This is a genomic window from Paenibacillus rhizophilus (assembly GCF_003854965.1).
Classification (GTDB): Bacteria; Bacillota; Bacilli; order Paenibacillales; family Paenibacillaceae; genus Paenibacillus_AQ; species Paenibacillus_AQ rhizophilus.
Map to the genome: position 1 here is coordinate 50,743 of NZ_RQPI01000004.1, position 26,808 is coordinate 77,550.

Annotated in this window: 22 protein-coding genes; 9 read left to right on the plus strand and 13 right to left on the minus strand. The window is 53.8% G+C overall.

Annotation, left to right across the window (positions count from 1 at the left end):
* Nucleotides 1-3: 3 nt before the first annotated feature.
* A complete protein-coding gene (locus EH198_RS09405; RefSeq protein ID WP_124695294.1) occupies nt 4-1,014 on the plus strand; it encodes an ABC transporter ATP-binding protein in 1,011 nt (336 codons plus the stop codon).
* A gap of 43 nt (nt 1,015-1,057) precedes the next feature.
* Nucleotides 1,058-2,719 (plus strand): ABC transporter permease, encoded by a 1,662-nt coding sequence (locus EH198_RS09410; protein WP_379310626.1) that lies wholly within the window; start codon nt 1,058-1,060, stop codon nt 2,717-2,719.
* Between the two features lie 106 nt (nt 2,720-2,825).
* Here the strand turns inward: EH198_RS09410 and EH198_RS09415 are convergent, their stop codons facing one another.
* From EH198_RS09415 to EH198_RS09425, 3 genes are all read right to left on the minus strand, one after another.
* Complete coding sequence (locus tag EH198_RS09415) at nt 2,826-4,130, minus strand: ABC transporter substrate-binding protein (RefSeq protein ID WP_124695296.1); 1,305 nt, start codon at nt 4,128-4,130, stop codon at nt 2,826-2,828.
* A gap of 110 nt (nt 4,131-4,240) precedes the next feature.
* Nucleotides 4,241-5,077, minus strand: coding sequence for a carbohydrate ABC transporter permease (locus EH198_RS09420; protein ID WP_124695297.1), 837 nt, complete (start codon nt 5,075-5,077; stop codon nt 4,241-4,243).
* Nucleotides 5,077-6,024 carry a carbohydrate ABC transporter permease gene (locus EH198_RS09425; RefSeq protein ID WP_124695298.1) on the minus strand — a complete coding sequence of 316 codons (948 nt, stop codon included), beginning with the start codon at nt 6,022-6,024 and terminating at the stop codon, nt 5,077-5,079. Before EH198_RS09425 ends, EH198_RS09420 begins: the two co-directional genes overlap by 1 nt.
* Nucleotides 6,025-6,162: 138 nt before the next feature.
* Between EH198_RS09425 and EH198_RS09430 the strand changes: the two genes are divergently transcribed.
* The 3 genes from EH198_RS09430 (at nt 6,163) to EH198_RS09440 (ending at nt 10,460) form a co-directional block, all read left to right on the plus strand.
* Nucleotides 6,163-8,004, plus strand: a complete 1,842-nt coding sequence (locus EH198_RS09430; RefSeq protein ID WP_124695299.1) for a sensor histidine kinase — start codon at nt 6,163-6,165, stop codon at nt 8,002-8,004.
* The gene (locus EH198_RS09435) at nt 8,001-9,611 is read left to right on the plus strand and encodes a response regulator (protein WP_124695300.1); all 1,611 of its coding nucleotides are present in this window, start codon (nt 8,001-8,003) and stop codon (nt 9,609-9,611) included. The genes EH198_RS09430 and EH198_RS09435 overlap by 4 nt, the downstream gene beginning before the upstream one ends.
* Before the next feature lie 93 nt (nt 9,612-9,704).
* Nucleotides 9,705-10,460, plus strand: coding sequence for a class I SAM-dependent methyltransferase (locus EH198_RS09440; protein ID WP_124695301.1), 756 nt, complete (start codon nt 9,705-9,707; stop codon nt 10,458-10,460).
* A 108-nt stretch (nt 10,461-10,568) separates the two neighbouring features.
* Here the strand turns inward: EH198_RS09440 and EH198_RS09445 are convergent, their stop codons facing one another.
* From EH198_RS09445 to EH198_RS09455, 3 genes are all read right to left on the minus strand, one after another.
* Nucleotides 10,569-11,558: an aldo/keto reductase gene (locus EH198_RS09445; protein WP_124695302.1), complete on the minus strand. Its 990-nt coding sequence runs from the start codon at nt 11,556-11,558 to the stop codon at nt 10,569-10,571.
* 119 nt (nt 11,559-11,677) lie between these two features.
* Nucleotides 11,678-12,520 (minus strand): AraC family transcriptional regulator, encoded by an 843-nt coding sequence (locus EH198_RS09450; RefSeq protein WP_124695303.1) that lies wholly within the window; start codon nt 12,518-12,520, stop codon nt 11,678-11,680.
* 162 nt (nt 12,521-12,682) lie between these two features.
* The gene (locus tag EH198_RS09455; RefSeq protein WP_124695304.1) at nt 12,683-12,994 is read right to left on the minus strand and encodes a (2Fe-2S) ferredoxin domain-containing protein; all 312 of its coding nucleotides are present in this window, start codon (nt 12,992-12,994) and stop codon (nt 12,683-12,685) included.
* A gap of 345 nt (nt 12,995-13,339) precedes the next feature.
* On the opposite strand from EH198_RS09455, the gene EH198_RS09460 reads away from it, so the two are divergent.
* On the plus strand, nt 13,340-14,578 hold the full coding sequence (locus EH198_RS09460; RefSeq protein ID WP_124695305.1) for a YsnF/AvaK domain-containing protein: 1,239 nt from the start codon (nt 13,340-13,342) through the stop codon (nt 14,576-14,578).
* 362 nt (nt 14,579-14,940) lie between these two features.
* Here the strand turns inward: EH198_RS09460 and glpX are convergent, their stop codons facing one another.
* The 4 genes from glpX to EH198_RS09480 form a co-directional block, all read right to left on the minus strand.
* Nucleotides 14,941-15,933, minus strand: coding sequence for a class II fructose-bisphosphatase (glpX, locus tag EH198_RS09465; RefSeq protein ID WP_124695306.1), 993 nt, complete (start codon nt 15,931-15,933; stop codon nt 14,941-14,943).
* A gap of 240 nt (nt 15,934-16,173) precedes the next feature.
* Entirely contained in the window at nt 16,174-16,974 is an 801-nt protein-coding gene (locus EH198_RS09470; protein ID WP_124695307.1) for a pyruvate, water dikinase regulatory protein, read from the minus strand.
* 19 nt (nt 16,975-16,993) lie between these two features.
* Nucleotides 16,994-17,650 carry a helix-turn-helix transcriptional regulator gene (locus tag EH198_RS09475; RefSeq protein ID WP_124695308.1) on the minus strand — a complete coding sequence of 219 codons (657 nt, stop codon included), beginning with the start codon at nt 17,648-17,650 and terminating at the stop codon, nt 16,994-16,996.
* A 191-nt stretch (nt 17,651-17,841) separates the two neighbouring features.
* A complete protein-coding gene (locus EH198_RS09480; RefSeq protein WP_124695309.1) occupies nt 17,842-18,828 on the minus strand; it encodes a DMT family transporter in 987 nt (328 codons plus the stop codon).
* A gap of 144 nt (nt 18,829-18,972) precedes the next feature.
* On the opposite strand from EH198_RS09480, the gene EH198_RS09485 reads away from it, so the two are divergent.
* The 3 genes from EH198_RS09485 to EH198_RS09495 all read left to right on the plus strand — a co-directional run bounded on the left by EH198_RS09485 (nt 18,973) and on the right by EH198_RS09495 (nt 24,199).
* Nucleotides 18,973-20,400: an aminotransferase-like domain-containing protein gene (locus EH198_RS09485; RefSeq protein ID WP_124695310.1), complete on the plus strand. Its 1,428-nt coding sequence runs from the start codon at nt 18,973-18,975 to the stop codon at nt 20,398-20,400.
* A gap of 236 nt (nt 20,401-20,636) precedes the next feature.
* Nucleotides 20,637-23,315, plus strand: coding sequence for a pyruvate, phosphate dikinase (gene ppdK, locus EH198_RS09490; protein ID WP_124695311.1), 2,679 nt, complete (start codon nt 20,637-20,639; stop codon nt 23,313-23,315).
* A gap of 59 nt (nt 23,316-23,374) precedes the next feature.
* On the plus strand, nt 23,375-24,199 hold the full coding sequence (locus EH198_RS09495; protein WP_124695535.1) for a pyruvate, water dikinase regulatory protein: 825 nt from the start codon (nt 23,375-23,377) through the stop codon (nt 24,197-24,199).
* A 129-nt stretch (nt 24,200-24,328) separates the two neighbouring features.
* Here the strand turns inward: EH198_RS09495 and EH198_RS09500 are convergent, their stop codons facing one another.
* Genes EH198_RS09500 through EH198_RS09510 form a run of 3 tightly spaced genes read right to left on the minus strand, consistent with a single transcriptional unit; the run spans nt 24,329 to nt 26,695 of the window.
* On the minus strand, nt 24,329-25,735 hold the full coding sequence (locus tag EH198_RS09500; protein WP_124695312.1) for a nucleoside recognition domain-containing protein: 1,407 nt from the start codon (nt 25,733-25,735) through the stop codon (nt 24,329-24,331).
* Nucleotides 25,713-26,444, minus strand: a complete 732-nt coding sequence (locus EH198_RS09505; protein ID WP_124695313.1) for a FeoB small GTPase domain-containing protein — start codon at nt 26,442-26,444, stop codon at nt 25,713-25,715. Before EH198_RS09505 ends, EH198_RS09500 begins: the two co-directional genes overlap by 23 nt.
* Entirely contained in the window at nt 26,441-26,695 is a 255-nt protein-coding gene (locus EH198_RS09510; protein ID WP_124695314.1) for a FeoA family protein, read from the minus strand. Before EH198_RS09510 ends, EH198_RS09505 begins: the two co-directional genes overlap by 4 nt.
* Nucleotides 26,696-26,808: the final 113 nt, after the last annotated feature.

Consider the following 26,808-nt stretch of genomic DNA (forward strand, 5'->3'; position numbering starts at 1 on the left):
CATATGATTACATTTAAAGATATTCATATTCAGTTCGGAGAGCTATCGGTTATCCCGGGCCTGAACTTGCAGATCAGGGAGGGCGAGTTTTTTACCTTTCTGGGGCCGTCAGGCTGCGGAAAGACTACCATTCTTCGCAGTCTCGTCGGCTTTATCAATCCGTCGGGCGGGCAAATTTTGCTGAACGACCGGGACATCACCAATGTTCCAATCGAAAAGAGAGGGATCAGCATGGTGTTTCAGAGCTATGCGCTGTTTCCCACTTTGAATGTCTATGAGAATATCGCTTTTGGACTGCGGGTGCAGAAGATTCCTTCCGCCCGCCTGGATGAAGAAGTTCGCGATATCGCGCGAAAGGTCGACTTAAGCGAAGAACAGCTCTTTAAGAAAGTATCCGAATTGTCCGGCGGACAGCAGCAGCGGGTGGCCATTGCCAGAGCGCTTGTGCTGAAGCCGAGCATCTTGGCTCTGGACGAGCCTTTATCCAATCTTGACGCCAAGCTTCGGGTGCAGCTGCGCAACGAGCTGAAGAGTCTGCAAAAAAAGTTTGGCATCACCACGATTTACGTTACGCATGACCAGGAAGAGGCCTTGACTCTTTCAGACCGGATCGCTGTGTTTCATAAAGGGGTTGCCGAGCAGGTAGGGACGCCACAGGAGATTTATAACCATTCCGCGACCGAGTTCGTATGCAACTTCATCGGGAGCAGCAATCGGTTGGACCCCGCTCTTGCCGGCGGTCCGTTGAAGCCTTGGGCAGATCCGGGGAAGAACGTGTATATCCGCCATGAAAAAGTCAGCCTTCATCCTTTTTCGAGCGAGGAAACTGCGGTTGTACTCAAAGGCAGAATTGTGGAGCAGGAATTTTACGGTATTTACACCAAGTATACGATAGATACTGGCGGATACGGCATGCTGAAAAGCGTGGAAATCGTGAATAGCCTGAACAGCCGATCGGCTGGAGACGAAGTTGAGGTATATCTCAATGTCCAGGATATTTTGCAGTATGACTAAAATCAGATCCGCCTTGTCGTCGATCCCCGTCGCTGCCTGGCTCATGTATGCTTTTCTTGGATGGTTTATCGTCGCTTTTCTGATTTATCCCAACCTTAATGTTTATTACGAGATTTTTTGGGGCGGCGGTTCATTCTCGCTGGATGCGGTTCACAAATTAATCTCCTCCGAACGGGCGATGAAAAGTCTGTACAACAGCTTCATTCTTGCCTTATCGCTGGTTGTCACGGTTAATCTGGTCGGCATCTTTCTCGTTCTGGTTACGGAGTATTTTGAGATTAAAGGCGCCAAAATACTGAGGCTCGGTTATTTTACCACACTGGTGTACAGCGGGGTTGTCCTGGTATCGGGCTATAAGTTCATATACGGGGACTCCGGCTTCATCACCAGGGTTCTGTCTCATCTGTTTCCTGCTTTCAATGTCAACTGGTTTCACGGATATGGGGCTGTGCTGTTTGTCATGACCTTCGCCTGCACCTCCAACCATGTGATCTTCCTGACCAACGCGATCCGCAAGCTGGATTTCCAAACGGTAGAAGCGGCGAAAAATATGGGGGCCTCCACCTTTTATATCTTGAGGCGCGTCGTACTGCCGGTGCTGAAGCCGACGATTTTTGCACTGACGGTTCTGCTTTTTCTCACCGGGCTTGGTGCGACATCGGCGCCGCTGATTTTGGGCGGTTCCGAATTTCAGACGATTACGCCCATGATTCTTACCTTTGCAAGAAGTGTAACTTCAAAGGATCTGGCGGCTCTTCTGGCCCTTGTCTTGGGAGTGGCCACGCTGCTGCTTCTGACCTTGATGATCCGGTTTGAAAAAAACGGGAACTTCATGTCGGTATCCAAGGTGAAATCAGCGCTGGTTAAGCAAAAAATCAACAATAGAATAGGGAATGTGCTGGTTCATACCGCCGCGTATCTCTTGTTTGTCATTTATATCATTCCCGTTGTGCTTATTATTTTGTTTTCTTTTACCGATGCCCGGAGTATTTCCACAGCCATGCTGTCTCCCGGCGAATTTACACTGGACAACTATATCACCGTTTTTTCCAATATGTCCGCGTTCAAACCGTATTTGGTCAGCATTTGTTATGCGGCGGTTGCTTCATTGGCCGTGGTGGTGCTAACCTTGATGGCTTCCCGGATACTGCATAAATTCAATAATATCTGGAGCCGGACGCTGGAATACGCCCTACTGATTCCCTGGATGCTGCCCTCCACGCTGATCGCCATCGGGCTGATTGTCACCTTTGACACACCCAAGCCAATTTTGGGCAATACCGTGCTGCTGGGCACCTTGTGGCTGCTGCTTATCGCTTATGTGATCGTCCATATTCCGTTTACGCTCCGAATGGTGAAAGCCTCATTTTTCAGTATTGACGGTAATTTGGAGGATGCCGCTAAAAACTTAGGGGCGCGTTCCTTCTATTCGTTCAGAAGAGTGCTGCTGCCGATTATTCTTCCGTCTGCCCTGGCGGTATTGGCGCTTAATTTCAATAACATACTGGCGGATTATGATCTTACGGTATTTCTGTACCATCCGTTATATCAACCGCTAGGTATTGTGATTAAAAACAGCACCGACGCGCAGGCGCTGGCCGACACTCAGGCATTGACCCTGGTGTATTCCGTGATCCTGATGATAATGTCAGCCATTACGCTGTATGGCGTATACGGCAGAAGTAGCCGCAGCAAAACAAAATAAGCCAACATATCATAAAACGAGCCTCCTTAGCCGGCTGTCCAGGTAAGTGACCTGAACGGCTGCAGCAAGGAGGCTCGCCATGTTATGGGGCTATTTTATTGCTATTTTACTGCTTAACGATATCCTGAATGGCTTTATCCAGCTTCTCAAGCAGTTGGTCGCGGTTGACTTGACCGCCCAGGTATTCCTGCATGGCTGCGCCGAAGCCTTGAGTCACGCCATCCGGGAATCTGTCCCAGTTCCAGCTCAGTGCCGTTGCCGATTGCTCTTGTACGGCTACAGCGACTTGACCGATATCTTCGGCAGTGGTCGAGATGTTGGACAGAGCCGGAATGAATTTAAAATCTTTCGTCAAATATTTCTTGCCGGTTTCCGAGCTGACCATCCAATTGAGGAATGCTTTGGCTTCTTCCGGATGAGCCGATTTACTGTTTACGATCCAGTTGTTCGGTACGCCTACGAAGATATGTCCTTCTTTGTCGCTTATCGGGATCGGCAGCAGTCCAAGCTTCAGGCTCGGGTCGATCTTATCGATGTCGCCCTGCGTCCAGTTGCCCTGCATCATCATGGCCGCCTTGCCGGAAGCAAAATCGGCGACTTGAGTTGCATAGTCTGTCGTTACTTTATTGTCTTGTGAGTTATTGAAGACAACGTCAACGAAATCCAGCCATTGTTTGAAAATATCATTGCCCTTGATCGTTTGTTTGCCTGCTTTCAGGTCCTCGATATATTGCGCAGGATCGGCTTGGTTGGCCATGGCCACATTCACCATGTGAATACCCAACGACCACCATTCATTGGTTGCTTCGAAAGGCGTGATGCCTGCGGCTTTCAGCTTGGCTGCGGCATCTTTCAGCTGCGGCAGCGTCTTCGGTTCTTCGGTAATGCCGGCTTTGGCGAACAGGTCCTTGTTGTAAATCAGACCGTAGCCTTCAACGTTCATCGGCAGGCCGTACAGCTTGCCGTCCACCGTTGTCGGGATTTTGGAGGTAGGGATCAGGCTGCTGACCCAAGGTTGATCCGACAGGTCGGTTGCACGGTCCATGTATGGGACGAGAGCGGCGAAACCGCCGTTGTTGAAGATTTCTGGTTCAGAGCCGGATGCGATTTCCGCTTTCAGCAGCGCGCCGTAGTCTTCGCCGCCGCCGTGAGTTTCAACCTCGACTTTGACGCCGGTTTCCTTCTCATACTCTTCGGCCAGCGCATTGATCTGTTCCGCAATTTCAACCTTGAACTGGAACACTTTGATCGTTACGTCTTTTTTGGGCGCTTCCGATGCAGCCGGAGCCGCGGTCTCTGAGGTGCCGCTGTTGGTGCTCTGAGCGGAGGAATTGTTATTTCCGCCATTGCCGCAGCCTGCAACAATCAGGATGCAAACGATTGCGATCAGAAATGCGAATCGTCTCTTCATTTTAGTGCCTCCCTGTGTTTTGTAAGTGTTTACATTATGATCGTAAATCAATGTAACCGTAACCAACACTTAATATTTTGTCCGAAAAGGTGGATATTGTTGTCGGCATGTCAGCCTTTAACGGAACCTGCGGTTACTCCTTCTACGATATACCTTTGCAGAATGAGGAAGAACAGCAGAATCGGGGTGATGGCCATCACCAGACCTGCCAGGGCAAGATCCCACTTCTTAGTATACTGCCCGAAAAATTTCGTGACGGCAAGCGGCAGCGTCGTCAAATCCTTGTTGCCCCCGATAATCAGAACGGGCAGGAGGTAGTCGTTCCAGATCCACAGCGTGTTCAGGATAACAACCGTGACCATAATAGGCATCAGCAGCGGAAAGACGATCCGGAAAAAGACGCCGTACGGATTGGAGCCGTCCACCCGGGCCGCTTCTTCCAGTTCGAGCGGCACAGTCTTGATAAAGCCGTGGAACAGGAAGACCGACAGCGGCATGCCGAAACCGAGATAGCAGGCGACAATCCCGTACAGTTCTCCGCGGAGCTCAAGCATACTGGTAACCCTTACAAGTTGAAGCATCAGCGATTGAAAAGGAATGATCATGGCCGAAACCAGCAGCAGGAAGACAAACGAGTTGAATTTCGTAGGTTTTCTAACTATCTGGTAGGCGGCCATCGAGCTGAACAGAACGATGAGTAAGACGCTAAGCAGCGAAATTTGCAGAGAATTCCAGAAGGCCTGCGGGAAATCGATCATTTTCCAAACGCTCGTATAGTTGCTCCAGTGAAAAAGCTGGGGAAACGAGGCGGCGTCCAGCAGAATTTCCTTTAACGTTTTTACCGAGTTCGTCAGCACCAGGTAGAAGGGCGCCAGAAACAGGAAAGCAAGCAGGATGGCAAGAACTTCGAGAACAAAGGTTTTGGTCTTGTACTGGCTGACTTTCATTATGCGGATACCTCCTTGCGCTTCGTAATCAGTACCTGGGTGATCGTAATCAGCGATACGGCGGCGAAGAACAGCAGCGCCTTGGCAGTGCCCAGGCCGTAGCGGTTATTGATCAAGGCTTCCGAGTAGATGTTATACGCCAGCGACTGTGTCGAGGTTCCCGGTCCGCCTTTGGTCAGCGACAGGTTGAGGTCGAACATTTTGAACGCGTTGGAGATCGTCAGGAACAGGCAGATTGTGATAGCCGGCATGATCAGCGGCACGTAAACGCTTGTAAAAAGCTGATAGGGACGCGCACCGTCAATTTTGGCGGCTTCGATCAAATCCTTCGGGATGCCGGCGAGCGACGCGATATAAATGATCATCATATATCCCGCGGTCTGCCAGACGAATACGATGACGAGTCCCCAGAAGCCGGTGTTCGGCGTTCCAAGCCACGGAAGCTTGAAGAAGGCAATGTTCGTCAGGTCGCCGATTGTGGCGAAGCCTTTAGTAAAGATGAACTGCCAAATGTAGCCGAGCAGAATGCCGCCGATGACATTGGGCATGAAGAAGACGGTCCGGAGCACATTTTTGGTCTTGAGCGAAGCCATCAGCAGGAAGGCCAGCACCAGCGCCAAAATATTGGCGATCACTACGGAAATGACGGTAAACCGGAGTGTGAAAAATAACGATTTCCAGAAATTATCGTCATGCAGAATGCGGCTCCAGTTGGCCGAGCCTGTCCACACCGCTTTATCCAAATCAAGCCCGTTCCAGTCGGTGGAAGAGTAATAAAAGCCGAGAATGAAGGGGGTTATCACAATGGTCAGAAAGAACAGCAGGCAGGGTCCCAAAAATACGATTTGCTGGCTCCAGCCTTTACGTGCACCGAAAGCTCTTTTCACAGCGGTTCTCCTATTTACGGACTGTTCCCAGCCCTCTTGAATGCCGAGCGCTTTTCTCATGGCGGATCTCCTTTTTACGTAGTATCATTGCCTTACACCTTCATTATAGGTAGGCCGGAGAGCGGTCAACACTCAATTTGATGACATTTAAGGTGGATTATATTGCTGCAGGGCGGAAGACCAAGGAGGAATAGACACTTGTTCAAACACAGTATACGTAATCGGCTGATGGCTCTTGTGCTGCTGGCAGCCGTTATTCCGGCCGGCGTCTCGGTCATGTTCTCGTACCTGTATACGAAGCAGTCGGTTACCGAGCAGGCCGTGGGACAGAACCGCAAGCTGCTGACGCTGGGAGCGGCCAATCTGGACAATTATTTTCAGGGAATCAACCAACGCGCGCTGAGCATATACAGCGGAATAAACATACAGAGTTCATTCTATACCTCCATCCTGTCGGTCAAAGATCCGAACGGGCTTCCCAAAGGAACCATCCAGTCCGATAACCGGAATATCGTATCCTCGCAGCTGTACAATCTTTTTCTGGCGGACCGGAATATTTTTCAGATCCATCTTTATGTAAGGGCTAACAAAGAGTCAAATGCGCTACTGAAAGGGCTGTTCCGCAGGGAAATCAACAGCCGGTACACGCTGCTTTCCAACCCTGATGGTTCGAATCGCCCGTTTGTGGAAGCCACGCATATGGATCATCAATACGGCATGAGATCGGGATTTCCAAACTTCAAATCGGGAAAAACGCCGGTGTTCAGCGCTCATTTTCCGATCTATAGGACGCCAAGCGACGAAATCATCGCCGATCTGTCGATCGACTTCCGGCTGACCGAGCTGGAGGGGATTGCCAAATCCATGTACAATTCGGATATCGAGCGTCTCTATATTATGGATGAGCAGGGAAATGTTCTGTACGCTTCGGGCGGCGACTGGATCGGCAAGCCGATTGAAGCGGGCTGGAGCAAGCTTCCGCCGGGAAAGGAGAGCGGTCATTTTTCATGGAATAATAAGGAGTTTAAGGGTATTATTATGTATAAACATATCGACTCGAACATCTTTAAAGGCAACATCATTAAACTGGTGCCCTATGAGGACCTGTATAGCGACGCAAGGACCATTAGCCGCATCAATACCGGAATCGGTGTGATTTTTCTGATTATCGCGGGTATTGCGGGCGTTTTGATCTCCATCGGCTTTACAAGACCGATCAAGAAGCTGATTTCCTATACGCAGAAGGTACAGATCGGACAGCTGGACGCTTCCGTCGATTCGGTGAGCGAGGATGAGTTCGGGCTGCTGGCCCGCAAAATTACCGATATGACCCGGACGATCAACGATTTGATCCTGCAGGAATACCGGCTGGAAATCGCCAATAAGACCAATCAGTTGAAGGTTCTTCAGGCCCAGGTCAACCCGCATTTTCTGTATAACGCGCTGCAGTCCATCGCCACCTTGTCTCTGCGGTACAACGCTCCCAAAATCTATGATCTCATTTATTCGCTGGGCAGCATGATGCGGTATTCCATGACGACGGACGGGAATCAGGTGACGCTTCAGAACGAGATCGAGCATGTGGAGAATTACGTCATTCTGCAAAGGGAGCGCTTCGGCGAGGAGAACTTGCGGATGGATGTTGATATCGGGGAAAGCGCCCGCGCCGTGATCGTGCCCAAAATGATTCTGCAGCCGCTCGTCGAGAACATATTCAAGCACGGTTTCCGGGACGGCGTCAAGGACGGCATAATTTCAATCGCCGGCAAGCTGGATGAGGAAGGTCGGCTGGTCATCACGGTCCGGGATAACGGCATGGGCATTGCGGGCGAACGCCTGGACGAAGTGAGAAACTGCCTTAAGCGGGTGGAGTCCGGCGGGTTCTGCGGAATCGGACTCCGCAATGTACTCGCAAGACTTCGGCTTCAGATCAGTGAGAGATCACAGCTTCTGCTGCAAGGCGGCGAAGGCGGAGCGGAAGTCGTCTTGATTATCCCTCTTGATGATACAGGCAACAGGAAGGAGAAAGGAACGGAATGAAGGTACTGATTGTAGACGACGAAAAACATGTACGGGAAGCCATCCGCTACTTTGTTCCTTGGGAAAAATACGACGTTCGCGATATATACGAAGCCACGAATGGCCAGGAAGCGATGGAGATCATTCTGGAGCAGCAGCCGGCGGTCGTGTTTACGGATATGCGCATGCCGCTCATGGACGGCGCCGAGCTGCTGGAATGGCTTCACCGCTACTCACCGTATACAAAGACGATTGTAATCAGCGGATACCAGGATTTCAGCTATGTGAAGCCGGCTATCGTATACGGGGGAATCGACTATCTGCTTAAGCCGCTGAACAGCAAGCAACTGATATCCGCAGCCGAGCGCGCCTTTCAGAAATGGAAGGAGGAGAAGCAGGAGCGGGAGCGGACCTTCCGCCAAAATATTCAACTGAACATCCTTCGTCCGCTGTATTGGGACAAGAAGCTGTCGGAGCTGGCGGGCGGCACGGTTTCCTTTCAGGAGCTGGAGGAAGCGCTGATTGAGGAGCTGGGGCTTCCGAGGAACGCGAAGCGCTGCCGGATCGCTGTCATTTCACTCCAGTCTTCGGGCCTGCTGCTGAAAAAGTTTCGCGGCGATATCCAGCTGACTTCTTTCGTTCTGGCCAATGTCTGCAATGAGACGGTCAGCTTGCGGAAGCAGGGCTTTGCCTTCCGCTACTGGCATGAAGGCGCGGATGTGGTCGTTCTGTTCTGGGACGGCGTGGAAGAGGCGGAAGACCGGCTGCTGGAAATTAATGAATCGCTCAAGCAAGCGTACGGCATTTCGCTTGATATCGGGCTGAGCCGGATTCTCCCCTTTCCGGAGGGTGTCAGCGACGCTTTCACGCAGGCAAGACAGAGCCTTGCGGAGCGTAACCTTTTGCTATTAGGTAAACGTATACATGAGTACCGCGAGGATTCCTCGGAAGCTGAACGGACAGGCGGGGCGAAGGCCGCGGCTCTTCTGGAGAAGCTTGGACTTTCACTTTTGTCGGGCGATATCGATAAATTTATCCGGAGCTTTGAAGAGTGGGCGAATTCCATTGCCGGGACGGGCGTGCTGACCGTGAGCGGACTGCGGGATTGGGAGGAGCGGCTGCGGAATGTGCTGACCAAGTGGAGGCAGGAGTGGGCCGAAGGCGAGGAAGCGTCAAGGGCGGAATCGGCCTTCCCGGCCGGAATGGATGAAAGCAGCAATTTCTCTTTTGAACGCTGGAGAGAAGGCCTGAAGGCATATATTTTGAAAATGTTCAGTGAAAGCAAGCTTTCCCGTACCTCGGACAGCCGGATTGTGCGGGAAATCAGGGATTACCTGGACAAGAATTATCAGCAGGAAATTACGCTTCAGCATATCGCGGACCGCTTCTTCCTCAGCCGGGAGAACGTCTCGCGCAAGTTCAAGCAGGTTACAGGCGAGAATCTGTCCGATTATTTGACGAATTTACGGATCGACAAGGCGAAGGAGCTGCTCCAAAATTCGGATATGCGTCTGTCGCGGATTTCCGAGCTGATCGGTTACGAAGACGAGAAGTATTTCAGCCGCGTGTTCAAGAAAGCTACGGGACAGACGCCGCGGGAATACCGGAAACGGGAAGAAGAGTCGTGAAGTTTATTATGAGTCAGGTTTTAGGCCGTTGTAATGCAGAGGGGATATTGGGTAAATCGGTCTTTTTAACTTTTGTTATTGGAGTGATTTTCATTGAAAATAATTGAAGAAAAATACAATCGTTATGGTGAAAAGGATTATGATATCAGCTATATCGATTGGGGATTTGATGAACTCGAAACCCAAATCATGATGGCAGAGAAAATGCAGAAGCTGTTTCCTTCCGGCGCCAGGGCCATCTTGGATATCGCTTGCGGAATATCAAGATATCATCAAGTCTGGCTGAAATCGGGTTATACGGTGACGGGGATAGATCTGTCTGAAACATTCATAGAATACTCCCGAAACTATAACCGGGCTTTTGAGAAGGCCAATTATTTTGTATGCGATTGCAATCATTTGGATTTTGATAATCAGTATGATATTGCGGTTTGGACAGATCCGGTTGAATTAACCGGGTTGTCTGTGAATAGGATTATCAAAGCACTGAAGTCTGGCGGCGTATTCATCTATGAAATGTGGAATGACAACTATTACAAATATCAAACGGATGAACGGCATAATGATCGTCAAACATGGACTTGTAAAGATGGGGTTTATCATCTGGTTCGCCATAGATATAATAAAGCAACTTGTGATTCTGAACATGAAGAAATCATATTTGATGTTCCCAATGACACTATGATTCATAAAACAGGACTTGCTGCCAAGAATGTAAGCAGCCATTGTAGTATTCAAATCCTGGAGGCGGCTGGGTTTAAAAATATACGATTCGTCGATTACGAGGGACAACCTTTTTGTACAGAGAATCAACAAGTAAAGCGATTTTTCATGATCGGTGAAAAATGACCCTGCATAAAGGGAAACGATAATATATTTAACGGCCATGTACCCGCCGCAGCCCTGAGACTGCCGCAGGTACATGGCCGTTCTGTTGTGCCCGCTATTTGGGCTAAGCTATCCGCGCAGTATGTCCTCAATCTTCGCCAGTTCTTCCGCGCTTAGATCAGGCGCAGCCAGAGCGCCGACGGCGTCCTCGATCTGGCTGATCTTGCTTGCGCCGATCAGCGCCGACGTTACCTTGCCGCCGCGCAGCACCCAGGACAAGGCGAGCTGGGACATTTTCTGTCCGCGCACCGCGGCAACTTCGTTCAGGCGGCGGACCTTGCCCAGAACCTCTTCCGTGAGTTCATTCTCGGACAGGAATACGCTCGGTCCGGCCGCGCGGGAATCCGGTGCGATGCCGTTCAGGTAACGGTCGGTCAGGATGCCCTTCTGAAGCGGCGAGAAGGCAATCGTGCCCACGCCCTCTTCTTCAAGCACATCCTGAAGTCCATCCTCGATCCAGCGTGACAGCATGGAGTAATTCGGCTGGTGAATCAGACAAGGGGTGCCGAGCCGCCGCAGAATGCGTATCGCTTCCCGGGCTTCTTCAGCGCGATAATTGGAAATGCCGACGTAGAGCGCCTTGCCTTGGCGGACGATCAGGTCCAGCGCGGCCATCGTTTCTTCAAGCGGCGTATCGGGATCGGGACGGTGATGATAGAAAATATCGACATAATCCAGGCCCATCCGTTTCAGGCTTTGATCGAGACTTGAGACGAGATATTTCTTCGAGCCCCATTCTCCGTACGGTCCCGGCCACATATAAAAACCGGCCTTGCTGGAGATGATCATCTCATCCCGGTAAGGAAGGAAATCCTTTTTCAAAATGGTTCCGAAATTCTCCTCGGCGGAGCCTGGAGGCGGCCCGTAATTATTGGCCAGGTCGAAATGCGTAATTCCCAGATCGAATGCTCTGCGGATCATGGCTCTGCCGTTCTCCAGCACGTTGATCCCGCCGAAGTTGTGCCAAAGGCCGAGCGAAATCGCCGGCAGGCGCAGGCCGCTGCGTCCGCAGCGGTTATAAGTCATGCTCTCGTATCTGTCCGTTTGTGCGGTGTACATATTATCTGTCCTCCTGCAATGAAATGGCGTCCGCCCCTAGCGGGCGGTCGGTTATTGCTGCGCTTTCATTGTAGCGGAAATGAAGAGGCGAACGAATGTCAGCAAGGGAGGAATTTATGTCATAATGTCAGATTTACATGCCTTTCCCGGTAACTCTTGGGAGAGCAGCCCTGGACTTTCTTGAACATCCGCGAGAACAGGAGAGCGTCCTCATAACCGATGGAACGGGCGATTTCTCCGATGGTGCAGTCGGTTCGGGTGAGCAGCTCGCATGCTTTGGCCATGCGGAAACCGAGCAAATATTGGCGCGGGGGCATGCCCACAACCTGTTTAAAGAGCGCGGACACATACTTGCGGTCAAGCTGCAGTATCTCAGACATCATTTCTATTGTAATATTCTCGCAGTAGTGGGACTGCAGGAAATGCAGGCACTTCTCCACATGCTGGTTCTTGCGTCCGTGAAGGGCGGGAGCTGCGGCTGCCGCAGGAACGGTGCGAAGAAGCGCCGCCATAAACTCATACAGAACCGCTGTTAACTCCAGATCGAGAGCGCCGGTAGTTTGGGCCGCCTCCGTTAACCGGTCATAAACCCCGTTCATCACCTCGCCAACCATAGGAAATACGGGGTTTTCCGGCGATAGAGTTGTTCTGGACAGGAGATGCTTCGCTCGCTCTCCCGAAAAAGCAATCCAGGAGTAGTTCCACGGATCGCTCTCGTCCGCGGCGTAGGCGGACACGATCTTGGGATAGGTCAAAAAAGCTTGTCCGGCCGTCAATGCATAGGAATGCCCGCCCGCCAAGACCTTTCCGGCCCCTTTATGGACAAAGTGAATTTTATAGTGGTCTCTGACACCGGGACCGAAGGAATGTCCGGGAGCGCATTGCTCGCGGCCCCAGAACATCAGATGAAGATCCGGGGAGTCCCTGAAGGGCTGTTCCGCGTTGTAATGAAAAATAGCCATGTTCTTCAGACCCCTTTCTAAAGGTTGAAGTATAGCGCCAAGCGCTTTTTCATTATACTTCAAGAGTCGCAGCAGGTCTGTACACGCAAAAATAAAACCGGCTTTCCAAAAGGAGCCGGCGAACGATTTATGAGACCTAATTTTGTATTCGGGTGCGGAAGCTTAGGCTTCCATTTTTAGCATGACCAGCTCGTCTACAGGATTACCCTCGACCAGGTGCTCCTTAACGATACGCTGAACATCGTCAGTGGTCACATTGTAGTACCATACTCCGTCCGGATAGACAATGAGAAACGGGCCGTTGCCGCAAAGGCCAAGACAGCTGGTCTTGTTGATCTTAACCGTCTTGTTGATTCCCTGCTCGACAAGCTCTTCCTTGAAAGCCTGCATAACGTCTTCCACATCCTGATTGTTGCAGTGCTCGCTGCAGCAAAACAGCAAATGCTTCTTTAGAACCTTGAGCCGCATGTTCATGGTTTGTGTTTTCCTCCTTGGTTTGCGTTGCTTTTATTTACATCTTTAGCATGAAGTATAGTCCTTTTGCTCGTGTTTGTAAGGGAAAAGAGAAGAGTGTTCCGAAAGATTTAATAAATCGTAAATTACATAACTTATCGCGTTAGATATAGCGACATAACTATGACTCGCGGTAGATTTTGTGACAATTTTTTATTGGAATCACCGTGTATTTCCTGTTTGAGATTTATATATGAGGATTCACTGTCCGGAACTGCAATTCTCAGTTTATGCCGGATTGATTTGGTTAAGTAAGCAATGAGCACAACAATCTAAATTTTTAAATTAAATTAGGAGGTAATCGATATGAATAAGAGGATTGTGGGCGTCTTTACGAATGAGCACGAGGCTTCTCAGGCGATCGGCGATTTAAAGAGTCATGGTTTTCGGACAGAGGATATCTCCGTTATTGCGAGAAATAAAGACGATATGAATGCAATCAGCGACGAGACGGGGACGAAGGCTCCCGAAGGAATGGCTTCCGGAGCGGCGACGGGCGGTCTGCTCGGCGGAGTAACCGGACTTCTTGCCGGCATCGGAGCGCTGGCGATTCCGGGTATTGGGCCGATCATTGCGGCCGGTCCTATTGCGGCGACATTGGCAGGAGCGGCGGTGGGCGCCGGGACCGGAGGTCTTGTCGGAGGCCTGATCGGCCTCGGCATACCGGAAGACGAAGCGGAAACGTATGACCGTTATGTGGATGAAGGCCGTATTTTGGTCATGGTTGATGCGGACACATCCCAGGAAAGCGACGTGTATGAAACGTTCCGGACGCACCACTCACTCAATAGCCACTATTATGGGGCGAACGATACGCTGCCCGGCGAAACGGTGACTGACGCCTCGTTGAGCGATGATCCGTCAGCCGTTGATCCGACGTACAACAGAGCCGACAGATCGGTCGGAGATTCGGTGGATGCTGTATTCAATGGTTCTGGCCTGGAAGGCAAGCATGATACCGGACTGGATACGATCAATTCGAATCCGGTGAGTGCGACTTCGGCCGATATGGCTTACAATGCGCCGGGAGCGCTTTCCGTTCCTGACAATGTGACCACGCCGGATTATACGCGGGATGCTTCAGGTGAGCTTTCTGCCGATACCGATATGGACGAGGACCGCAAGCTGCGTCTGCGCGAGGAGCAGCTTAATGTCTCCAAGGATAAGGTTCAGACAGGCGAAGTTTCGATTCATAAAGAAGTCGTCGAGGAGCAAAAAACAATCAATGTGCCGGTAACGCATGAAGAAGTCGTGATTCAACGGCATGCCGTGCATGACGGCTCGACAGCCGAACCGATCGGCAAGGATGAAACGATCCGCATCCCGGTCAGCGAAGAGCGCGTGGAAGTGAACAAGAACACGGTTGTCACCGGCGAAGTAGGGATCGGGAAACGTGAAGTTCAAGGAACCGAGCGGGTTCAGGACACGGTCCGCCGGGAGGAAGCCCGGGTGGATAAGACGGGCGATGCGAAGGTCACCGGCGACAAAACCGCCGATGTGAAGAGCCGGATGGAAGAAGACGAATCCATGTATAACAAGCGTTAAATAGACGTATGCGACAAAAAGAGCGGAGATAGATAGGCTTTTACCAGCGAAGAGCGGCCTCTCCAGCCCGAAAGGGCTCAGAGGCCGCTCTTTGCTGCGGCTGGCGACTTCTTGAATCGAGGCCCGCTTATTTAAAAACAGAAAATGAGCGGGCTAAGGCCCTGTATCTCCAGGAGGGATTCGAGCAGGTCGAATCCGCCGTATGCTACAAATACGATTTAAACGTGTAGCCATGGGATTTCCGTCCTTTGGCTGTGGTGCGGGCAGGAGGACTGACGGAGGGAAAGGTGCATGCAAAAAAATCCAACAAGACCCTGCCCCTCATGCCGGCGGGCAGGGTCTTGTTGGATGCGGAAAAGCGATTATAAGGAAGCGACTTTTCTTCCAGGCGAAACTTGCGGTATTTCCTTGCCCGGGAGGAAGTGGATGCTGCGGATATAGCGGATCGTCCGGCTTTGCGCCCGCATGATGACGGAATGCGTCTCGGCGCGTTCTTTGCCGATAAAGCGGACGCCGTTTAGAAATTCGCCGGAGGTTACCCCGGTGGCGGCAAAAATAACGTCGCCCGTGCCGACCATATCGTCCATGTACAGCACGCGCGTCGGATTAGCTATGCCCATCCGCATGCAGCGCTGCAGCTCGAACGGCCCTTGCGGCAGCAGTTGGCCCTGCATTTCGCCGCCGAGGCATTTTAGCGCCGCCGCGGCCAGCACGCCTTCCGGAGCGCCGCCGGAGCCGAGGTACAGGTCCACGTCGCTGTCCGGCAGAGCGGCCGCGATCGCTCCGGCCACATCGCCGTGGCTGAGCAGCTGGATGCGCACTCCCGCTTGGCGGAGGGTGTTAATCAGCTCCTTGTGCCGCTCGCGGTCCAGCACCATGACGGTCATCTCGGACAGCGATTTGCCAAGATGGTGGGAGGCTTTGGTCAGCGTGATTTCAACCGGGTCCTCAAGGCTGAGCTTGCCGGCAAGCTCGGGACCGCAGGCCAGCTTCTGCATGTAGATGTCCGGCGCGTGCAGCAGGCTGCCCTTGTCGGCGATGGCGATAACCGATTGGGCGTTCTGCAGCCCGGCGGCGACAACCTCGGTTCCTTCCAGCGGATCGACAGCCACATCGACGAGCGGGCCGCTTTTGTTGCCGACTTTCTCGCCGATGTACAGCATGGGGGCGTCGTCCATTTCGCCTTCCCCGATCACAACGGTCCCGTCAATGGAGACGGAATCGAACATGGAGCGAATGGCCGTTGTCGCCGCATCATCGGCGGCATCCTTATCTCCCCGGCCGATCCAGCCGGCCGAAGCCAAAGCACCCAGTTCCGTCACCCGTACAATCTCAAGAGCCAATTCGCGTTCCATAGTTAATTCCCTCCAGTCCATTATTTGTATTTCTATAAAAGCGGGCCCGCAAAGTACTCGGAAATCTCATCGAAGCCTTAACTTCACTTTGTGGGGCTATAATTCATTGGGGTCCCCATAAAGTACCAGGAATTCTCTCCAGAGCCTGGACTTCACTTTATGGGGTTATGATCCCTAGGGGTCCCCGCAAAGTATTCGGAATTATCGTCAGAGCCATAACTTCACTTTGTGGGGCATGTATTAGATGTAGCCCATAATAAGTCCGGCCGTTTCTTCAATCGCCTTGTCGGTAATGTCAATTACGGGGCAGCCCAGCCGCTTGAACAGCGCTTCGCCGTATTCGATCTCTTCCTTGATGCGTTCCAGGCTGGCATACTGGGAATCGACCGGCAGTCCCAGCACCTTAAGACGCTCCGACCGGATCTTGAGCATATGCTCCGGCTCCATAGTGAGTCCGATCATCCGCTGAGGCGGAAGCTTGAACAGCTGGCCCGGGGGGCTGATCTCCGGCACGATCGGATAATTGACCACCTTCTTGCCGCGGTGGGCAAGAAAGATGCTGAGCGGCGTCTTCGAGGTGCGCGACATGCCCAGCAGCACGATGTCCGCTTTCAGCATGGCTCCGAGATCGCGTCCGTCGTCGGAGGCGACGGTAAATTCGATCGCTTCGATCCGCCGGAAGTAATTCTCGTCCAGCTGATGCAGCAGGCCCGGTCTCTGCCGGGGCGCATCGTCGAACGTATCGATGAACGCCTGCATCATCGGCCCCATAATGTCCACGATCCGCAGATCCAGCCGGACCGCTTCCTCGCGAATCGTCTCGCGCAGCTCCGGCTGCACCAGCGTATAAGCGACAAAGCCGTTATGTTTGGCGGCTTCCTCCATCACTTTGCGCAGCTCGTCCTCATGTCTTACATTGCCGTACCGTTTGATCGTGACACGCTGATTCTCGAATTGGTGTAAGACGGCCTGAACGACTGCTTCCGCCGTATCCCCTAAAGAATCCGAGCATATCGTAATGAAATGTGAAGGCTCATCCATGCTCTCTCGATTCCTCCCGTTATCCATTGGCTTCGGTATCGAGGAGAAGTTTTACGATGGAAGTTTTGGTCAGCCGCCCTACCACGTCCAGCTTTCCGACGGCTCCTTCTCCTTCGCAGGGGACAACCACCGGCAAACTGTCTACCTCGTGAAAAATCATTTTATGCGCGGCGTCAAGCACCGGGTCGTCAGGCCCAATCGTAATCACCTTGGGCTGGCGCGTCATCACCATGCTGACTGGCATGGATGCGGCGCCGGGATTGCCAAGGGTGACTTTCAAGAAATCTTTGCGCGAGGCGACCCCGGTCAGCTTGCCGTCCCCGTCGCAAATGATGAGTGTGCCGACATCCTGAAGGAACAGCGTCACGACCGCATCGTGAATCGTCGTCGTCTCCCGGATAATAATGGGCACGCTTTGAATATCCTTGACCTTCGTTTCCTGAAGCAGATAGCCGCTGTCAAGGCCCCGGGAAGATTTCCCGCCAGGGAAATATCCGACCTTCGGCTTGGCGTCGATATAGTCGAGCATGACCAGAAGCGAGAGGTCCGCTCGGATGGTCGGGCGGCTGAGCCGCAGGGCTTCGGCAATCATTTCGCCAGTGATTGGAGCGTTCTTTTTTACAATGTCGATAATTTGTAGTTGCCGGGACGTAAGTTCGATTGCAAATCCCTCCACTTTCCTGATGCAAGAAAGCGATCCTCCGTTAGAAAAGGGCCGCCGTATTTGACTCCCCCTTCCCTTAATGCGTCATGCTTAGGAAGATTAATCCCTTTCGTTGCTTATATAATACGCAATATTAATCAATATTGCAACTATTAGTACGTACTATTTCCGATTTTTTTGAAAAATGAGCTATACAACGGTAATTAATCCTCATTGTTAACCTTTTGGTGCATACGGAAACCTTGCCCTATAACAGCACTCCCGGCAAAACGTCTCTTTATAGAAGGACTGGTAATCAACTTGGCGAGCAGCTGCTTTAAGGCTCCCGCGTTGACAAGCATGGTTCCGCCGATAATCGTTATTACACCCAGCAGCGTTATCCATGAAACCGTCTCGCCATAAAAAAGGATTCCCACACCAACCGCGATTGGCGGCGAGACGTAGAGCCAGGTGGACGGGAAGACAGGGTCCGTCTTAGCAATGAGCCAGTAGTACAAGCTGTGGCCGACCATGGAACCGATGACGGTGAGATAGAGAAAGGAACCGGCTGCCGGCCAGGAGAGCAGGAAGCCGGCGCTCGGACGCTCCGTGAATACGGAGAGAAGAAGCATCAGCGCACCGCCGCAAATCATTTGCGCTGCATTCAGCGCGATAGGATGAACATCGGGATGACGGGCGGTTACGGTCCGGGTATACAGCGTGCCCGAGGCGTAGGCGCATTCCCCGATCAGTACAACGGCGCACCCGGCGAACCAGAGCGGGGAAACATCAAGCGACAGACTGGGCAGGACCAGCAGCAGCACGCCCGTAAAGCCGATGAGACAGCCGGCCAGAGACAGGGAAGAGGCCTTTTGCCGAAGAAGGAACGTCTGCAGTAGCAGGATCATCATCGGCCCAGTGGCGGAGAGGACGGCGGCAAGACCCGACGAAACATACTGCTCGGCCCAATACAGCGCGGCGAATGTGCCGAAGGTCAGCGCAAGTCCGGTAAGCGCAGTCTCCTTGCGCAGCAGCAGGGAGAAGGAAGCCTTGCGTTTCCAGCACATCCACAGCAGCAGCACCGCTCCCGCGGCAAAAAACCGCAGTCCGGCGGAGAAAAAGGGAGGGGCTCCGGCGTCAACGCCGATTTTAATCGCCAAAAAGGTGGTGCCGAAGATCAGACATACGAGGCTGTAAGCCAAAATAATCATGTTCATTGCTCCTTTGCTTATGCGCATTTTCTTTTTGTCCATCATATCCGCCTAGGAATAGAACAGATGAAACAGGGCAGAACAGATGAACGTAAAATGAGGTACAATGGATGACAACAACGAATACGGAAAAGAGGCCTCGCAATGAACGAGTTATCCGGCAACGGGCGGCATCCGCTGTTCCGGCAGGTATATGAATATTTGACCGTCCGGATCGACCGCGGCGAGTGGCTGGCGCATGACAAGCTGCCGTCGGTTCGGCTGCTGGCGGAGGAGCTGCGGATTCACCGGCTGACCGTGTTTAAAGCCTACCGGCGGCTGAAAGAGGACGGCAGGGTGTACGTGAAGGATAAATCCGGCTATTTTGTGGCTCCCGCGGCTGCGCCCGGAGGGGCGCCGTCTTCTGAGAGGAGCGCGAAAGCGGTGCCGGGATACGGCTGTCCGAGCCCTATGCCGGCTCTCTCGGACATTCAGCGCATGCCGGTCAAATACCAGTTCTCCCAGGCGCTGATCGATCCCAATCTGCTGCCGAATCTGTATTTGTCCGACTATGTCAAAGAGGTGTTCGACCGGTACCCGAAAGTGATGGGCACGTACTCCGGCGTGGAGGGCGACGATGAGCTGCGCGAATTCTTAAGCGGACATTTCCGCGTAAGCCGGCTGCTTCAGGCCGAAGCCGCAGAACTGCTGATTACTTCGGGCGCCCAGCAGGCGATTAATCTGATTGCAAGCATCATGCTCACGCCGATGGACTGTGTGCTCGTGGAACGGCCGACCTACGGCGTGGCGCTGGATATTTTTCGTCAGAGGGGCGCCCGTCTGCTCTCCGTCGACATTACGCCGGGAGGCTATGATCTGGACGAAATCGGCAGGCTGATGGAGCAATACCGGCCACGGCTGTTCTATATCAATCCCACGCATCATAATCCGACCGGATATACCGTTCCGGTATGGCAGCGCAAACGGCTTGTCGAGCTGGCCGAGCGTTACCGCTGCCTGATCGTCGAGGACGATCCTTTTCGCGATATGTATTTCGCCGCCGAACCGCCGCCGCCGATCTTTTCCTATGACACGGAGGGCTGGGTCGTGTATCTTGGCAGCTTCAGCAAATATGTGGCGCCGGGCCTGCGCATTTGCGCCGTAATCTGCCGGTTTCCCCTTATGGACAAGCTGATCGCGGCGAAGTTCATGGCGGATAACGGGACTCCGCTGCTGAATCAGAAGATCTTTCTGCACTACTTTACCTCGCCTCGGCTTCAAGGGCATTTGGCCAAGCTCCGTATCGCGCTGCAGGTGCATAAGGAAATCGCGGAACGGGAGCTTGCGGGAACCGGATGCAGCTGGACCCCTCCGCAGGGCGGGCTGAACCTGTGGGTGAAGCTGCCGGAGCATATTCCGGCCAAAATGCTGTTCCGCAAAAGCAGGGAGCAGTCGATTGCGTTCGTCCCCGGTGAAATCTGCGATCCTCAGGGAGAATTGAAGTCATGGATACGCCTCAGCTATTCGTTCGCTCCGGAAGATGTCCTGCGCGAAGGGATGAGGAGGCTTGCGGAAATCGCTCGGAGTCTTTAAGCGGTCATACATGTCTGTATACAGCAGGTGTTCAGGAGAATTTTCTCTCGTGGATGCCTGTTTTTGTTTGAGTTGGGTCGAATAAATGTGACATAAATAAATTTAATAGTTAAATAGTACGTCATATATATTGCCAAAAACCGGTATTCATGCTACAACCTTAATTAAGCGTTACTCCTATTCTCAGTCTGGCGGGCAGTTTTGTACCATACTTCATTTACGGAGGGATTGTTCAAATGCTGAAACGCGTGTACCGGTTTGAAGAAGGAAATGCGGAGATGAAGAATCTGCTGGGCGGAAAAGGGGCGAATCTCGCGGAAATGACGGCTCTCGGCCTTCCGATTCCCCCGGGATTTACGGTAACCACGGAAGCTTGTCAGGCTTATTACACTGCCGGAGGAAAGATGCCCGAAGGGCTGATGCAGGAGATTCATCACGCGCTGCGCGGTCTGGAGGAGGCAAAATCCGCGGAATTCGGAGGCTTAAGCCGGCCGCTGCTCGTATCCGTGCGTTCGGGATCGGTAACCTCCATGCCGGGCATGATGGACACGATTCTGAACCTCGGCCTCAATGACGATACGGTCAAAGGGCTTGCGGAGCAGACAGGCAACGAAAGATTCGCCTATGATTGCTACCGGAGATTTATCCAGATGTTCGGAGATGTTGTGCTGGGTATTCACTCGATTTATTTTGAACGGCTGATAGAAAAATCCAGAAAGGAAAATGGGAGATCCTGCGATCAGGAGATCAGCGCCGGCGAGTGGAAGGAACTTATCGCCAAATACAAATGGATTGTGGAAGACCGGACCGGGCAGCCGTTTCCGCAGGATGTGCGCGTTCAATTGAAGCTGGCGGTGGAGGCCGTATTCCGCAGCTGGAACAACATGAGAGCCAAGGTATACCGGAAAGCGTACGGGATTCCGGATGAGCAGGGAACGGCGGTCAATATCCAGGCGATGGTATTCGGCAATCTCGGTTCCGGGAGCGGAACCGGCGTATTGTTTACCCGCAATCCCTCCACCGGGGAAAGAGAATTGTACGGCGAATATTTGGCGGACGCCCAGGGCGAGGACGTTGTAGCCGGAGTGCGCACGCCTAAGCCCGTCAGCGAGCTGTGCAGCGAACTGCCGCTTGTCTATGAACAGCTCTCGGCTGCCGCCGGGCTTCTGGAAATGCATTACCGGGATATGCAGGATATCGAGTTCACCGTCGAGAACGGCATCCTGTACCTGCTGCAGACCCGGAGCGGCAAACGGACGGCCCAGGCCTCCGTCAAGATCGCCGTGGATTTGACGAAGGAGGGTATCCTCTCCAAGGAGGAAGCCGTCAGCCGGATCGAGCCTGGACATCTGGATCAGCTGCTGCACCGCTCCATCGCAATCCCGCCGGAGCTTGCGCCGATTGCCAAAGGTCTGCCGGCCTCCCCGGGAGCGGCTGTCGGCTTGATTGCGCTGGATGCGGATACCGCCGAGCGGTGGGCCAAGGACGGCCGCAAGGTTGTGCTGGTCAGTACGGAGACCTCGCCGGACGATATTCACGGTATTTTGGCGGCGGAAGGCGTGCTGACGAGCCGGGGCGGCATGACCAGCCATGCTGCGGTCGTGGCGAGGGGCATGGGCAAGCCGTGCATTTGCGGCTGCGAGGCGTTGAGCATCGACCATGCAGACCGCAGCGTACGCATAGGAGAGCTTACACTGGCAGAAGGCGAAGAAATTTCGCTGGATGCTTCCGGCGGGGAGGTGTTCCGGGGAGGGCTGTCGCTCAGCGATCCGGAGATAACGCCGGAGCTGCTTACGCTGCTGGACTATGCGGACGAGATCCGCAAGCTTCGCATCTATGCGAACGCAGATACGCCGCATGACGCCCGGAAGGCGCGGGAATTTGGCGCGGAGGGGATCGGGCTGTGCCGGACGGAGCATATGTTTTTCTCGGGCAGCCGCCTTCCCATCGTCCAGTCGATGATTCTCGCAGGCGGCAGAGAGGAACGGATGCTCTATCTGGACCGGCTGCTGCCGATGCAGCAGGCAGATTTTGAAGACATGTTCCTGGCGATGGACGGCCTGCCGGTGACGGTCCGGCTGCTGGACCCGCCGCTGCATGAGTTCTTGCCAAACCCGGATCAGCTGCGGGAGCAATGCCGCAAGCTGGAGGAGACTGGGGAGGACGGAGAAGAAGTCCGGAAGCTGAAGATTATGATCTCCAAAGTGAACGACCTGCGGGAGGTCAATCCGATGCTCGGTCTCCGAGGGGTCAGACTTGGCATTTTGTTTCCGGAAATTTACGAAATGCAAATCGAGGCGATCTTTAAGGCCGCTCAATCGGCGCTCCGCAGGGGAGTGGACGTGCGTCCGGAAATCATGATTCCGCTTGTCGGGCATCCGGATGAGCTTAAACGCATGAGGGCGCTGGTAGACGACATCGCAGGCCAGGTGCTCAGCGAGGAGTTCAGAGGGCTCGTCTACCGGGTGGGGACGATGATTGAAGTGCCCAGAGCCGCGCTGCTGGCGGATGCCATTGCGCAGCATGCCGACTTTTTCTCCTTCGGCACCAATGATTTGACCCAGATGACTTTCGGGTACAGCCGCGACGATGCGGAAGGGAAATTCCTGAATTCCTATCTGGACGGGAATATCCTCAAGGCCAATCCGTTCCAGGTGCTGGACCAGGACGGCGTCGGCCAACTGATACAGTGGGCCGTAACCCGGGGCAAGGCGGTGAAGTCGTTCCTGAAGACGGGCATATGCGGCGAGCATGGCGGCGACCGGGAATCGATTTCGTTCTGCCACCGCACGGGGCTTGAATATGTCAGCTGCTCCCCGTACCGCATTCCGTTCGCGCGCATAGCGGCGGCGCAGGCCGCTCTCCTTGACAGAGCGGAGAGACCGCAGAGTCCGGCCGAGAAGCAGGTCGTTTAAGCGGGGCGCAGGGCCGTCCGGAAGAGGGGATCGAAATGGAAAATCAAAGCAGCCGGATTATGACAGATACCGAAGGGGAAGGGGGGGAACACGGCCGCTGGATCGTCATCTGCTCGGACGCTGTAGGTGAAACGGCCGAAGCCGTTGTAAGCGCGGCCTTGCGCCAGTTCGAGGCCCGAACCGCCCGGATCAAACGCTTCAGCCATATTTCCGGCGGGAGGGAAATCCGCGAGGCGGTGCGGGAAGCCGCCGAGCGGCGGACGTTTGTCGCCTATACCTTTGCGCAGCCGGAGCTGACCGAAATGATGATCGGCGAAGCCGCCGCTCACGGCGTAAGGGCCGTGGATATCATGGGTCCTGTCATTTCGGCGATCTCGGACACCTTCCACAACCCGCCCCTTGCCCGGCCCGGGCTGGAAGGCCGAATGAATGAAGCCTATTTTCGCCGGGTCGAGGCCATGGAGTTTGCGGTCAAATATGACGACGGCCGGGATCCGCGGGGAATCGGCCTGGCCGAAATCGTACTGATCGGCGTCTCCCGCACCTCGAAGACCCCGCTAAGCATTTACTTGGCCCATAAGGGCTACAAGGTAGCGAACTATCCCTTGACACCGGAGGTTCAGGCTCCGCAGGAGCTGTTTCAGATTCCGAGCGGCCGCATTTTCGGGCTGACGATGGACCTGGAGGCCATTCTCAAGATCCGTACCGAACGGCTGAGATCGCTTGGGCTGCACGCGGACGCGGACTACGCGGCAGCCCACCGCGTAGTGGAGGAGTTCACTTACTCCGAGGAATTGATGAGGCGGATCGGCTGCAGGGTGATCGACGTGTCCGATAAATCCATCGAGGAAACCGCGGGTTTGATTATCGACTGCATACAATAGCAACGAATAGCCACGGATAGCAACGGACCAAGGGCCGTTTCCCAGCTGCGGATGATGCGCAGGGGAGACGGCCCTTGGCGTGTCTTGAGGCTGTGCTTTCTGGAAAAGAGGATTCCTGCCGCCCTACACCTACACCCAGCCGAAGGCGTACGCCGCCTGCGCCACCGCGTAGGTGACGGCAATGGCGATGCCCAGCGGGATGACGGCCGACAGGACGGCCCATTTCACGCTTTTTGTTTCCTTATAGATGTTAACAAGCGTCGTGCCGCACGGATAATGCAGCAGCGAGAACAGCATCATATTAAGCGCAGTCAGCCACGTCCAGCCGTGCTGGAGAAAGATATCCTTAATATTTCCGAGACTGTCGACATCGACCATGGCTCCCGATGACATGTAGCCCATCATCAGGATCGGCAGCACAATTTCGTTCGCGGGCAGGCCGAGGATGAACGCCATGATAATATAACCATCCAGTCCGAGCAAATGCGCAAAGGGATCGAAGAAAGACGCCATATGATTTAGAATGCTGTCTCCGCCGACGGCAATATTACCCAGTATCCAGGTGGCGATTCCAGCCGGCGCGGCAATCACGATGGCCCGCGTCAGTACGTTCAGGGACTTATCCTTCGAAGAAACCAGGATCGTCTTCCAAATCTGCGGCTTGCGATACGGAGGCAGCTCCAGGGTGTAATGCGTCGGCACGCCGCGCAGCGCCGTCTTGGACATGATCCAGGAGACGGTCAGCGTGACGACGATGCCCATCAGCACAAGCCCCATGAGGATGCCCGCGGTAGTCAGGGATTTCAGCGCTCCGGTCGTTGCGGCTCCCGCCATGAACAGGGATGCCAGCAGGATCAGCGTCGGCCATCGGCCGTTGCAGGGCACGAAATTATTGGTCAGAATCGCCAGCATTCGTTCGCGCGGCGACTCAATGATTCGCGTGGAGAGGATGGCGGCAGCGTTGCAGCCGAAGCCCATAGACATGGTCAGGGCCTGCTTGCCGTGTCCGCCCGACTTCTTGAACAGGCGGTCCATGTTGAAGGCGACGCGCGGGAGATAGCCAAAGTTCTCGAGCAGGGCGAAGACGGGGAAGAAGATCGCCATCGGCGGCAGCATGACGCTGATGACCCAGGACGTTCCCCGGTATAACCCGAGCACGAGCACGCCGTGCAGCCAGGCCGGGGCACCCACCGCCTGGAATCCGGCGGTCAGATAGCCTTCGATGTAGCCGAACAGGGAGGCCAGCCAGCCGGAAGGATAGTTCGCCCCGGCAATCGTAATCCAGAATACGGCGCCGAGTATGGCGAGCATGATCGGGAAGCCCCAAATTTTCGAGGTGACCACTTGATCGAGCTTATGGGTGCTTTTCAATTTTCCGCGGTCGCGGTAGGTGACAGCCTCCCGGCAGATGCTTGCGGAGACGCCGTAGATGCCGCCGACAATATCGTCGCGGATGCCGCCGCTCGTCAGCTTTTCGGCGGAGGCGATCAGGGAATCCAGCGCGCTGTTTCCTTTAATGGCAGACTGTTGCTCCATGGCCGGACACCTCCTTCGAAATTGTGCTCTTAATCCCCAGGCTCGCCTTGCGCAGGGAATCCAGCAGGCTCTCATCGCCGTCCAGCAGCCTTAGGGAAATCCAGCGGGCCGGGTAATCGGCGCCAAGGGACTGCTCCACGAGAGGTAGGAGCTCGGCGATGCCTCGCTCAATTTCCTCGCTGTATTGAATCCGCAAGGGCTCTGCGGCGAATGCGCCGGAGGCGACGCGTTCCACCTGATTCAGCAGCTCTTTTATTCCGGTGTTGTTTCTGGCGGATATGGCGGTCACCGGTACGCCCAGCCGCGCGGATATAGCCTTCAGGTCGATGTCGATACCAAGCCTGCGCGCCTCGTCGATTAGGTTGATGCAGATTACAGTCCGGCCGGTAATCTCCAGCACCTGCAAGGCGAGGTTCAGATTCCGTTCCAGCGAAGTGGCATCCAGTACAACAAGTGTCACGTCCGGTTTCTCAAAAATGATATAATCGCGGGCCGCCTCTTCATCGGCTGAGTTGGAGTACAGGGAGTAGGTGCCCGGAAGATCGACGGCGCGGTATTCCTTGCCGTTATGCGTAAACGTTCCTTCGGCGGTAATGACCGTCTTGCCGGCCCAGTTTCCGGTGTGCTGCCGCATTCCGGTCAGCAGATTGAACAGTGTGCTTTTTCCCGTATTCGGGTTGCCCGCAAAGGCCACGGTGTAAGGCTTCATTCCGCATTCCCTCCTATTTGTTTACCAAAAATAAGAGAACTTTCTTCGCTGCGCAGCGCAATCGTCGTATTGCTTACACGAAATGCGGTGGGGTCCCCGAGAGGGCTGCGGCGCAGCACTTCAACCGTATTGCCGGGAACAAAACCAAGATCCAGCAGTCTTCTTCTCATGACACCCTGCACGCTCATGCCGCTGATTTCAAGTACGCTTCCTTTGGCGGCTTCGGATAACGGAATAACGGTTGCGGTCATAACAATCATCCTTTCTTCTAGCCTATACACCCGACTGTTGAGCTGTTCCATGATATTAGTATACGCGACCAAATTTGTCCTAGCAACAAAAAAGTTTCCCTGAGGAAACTTAA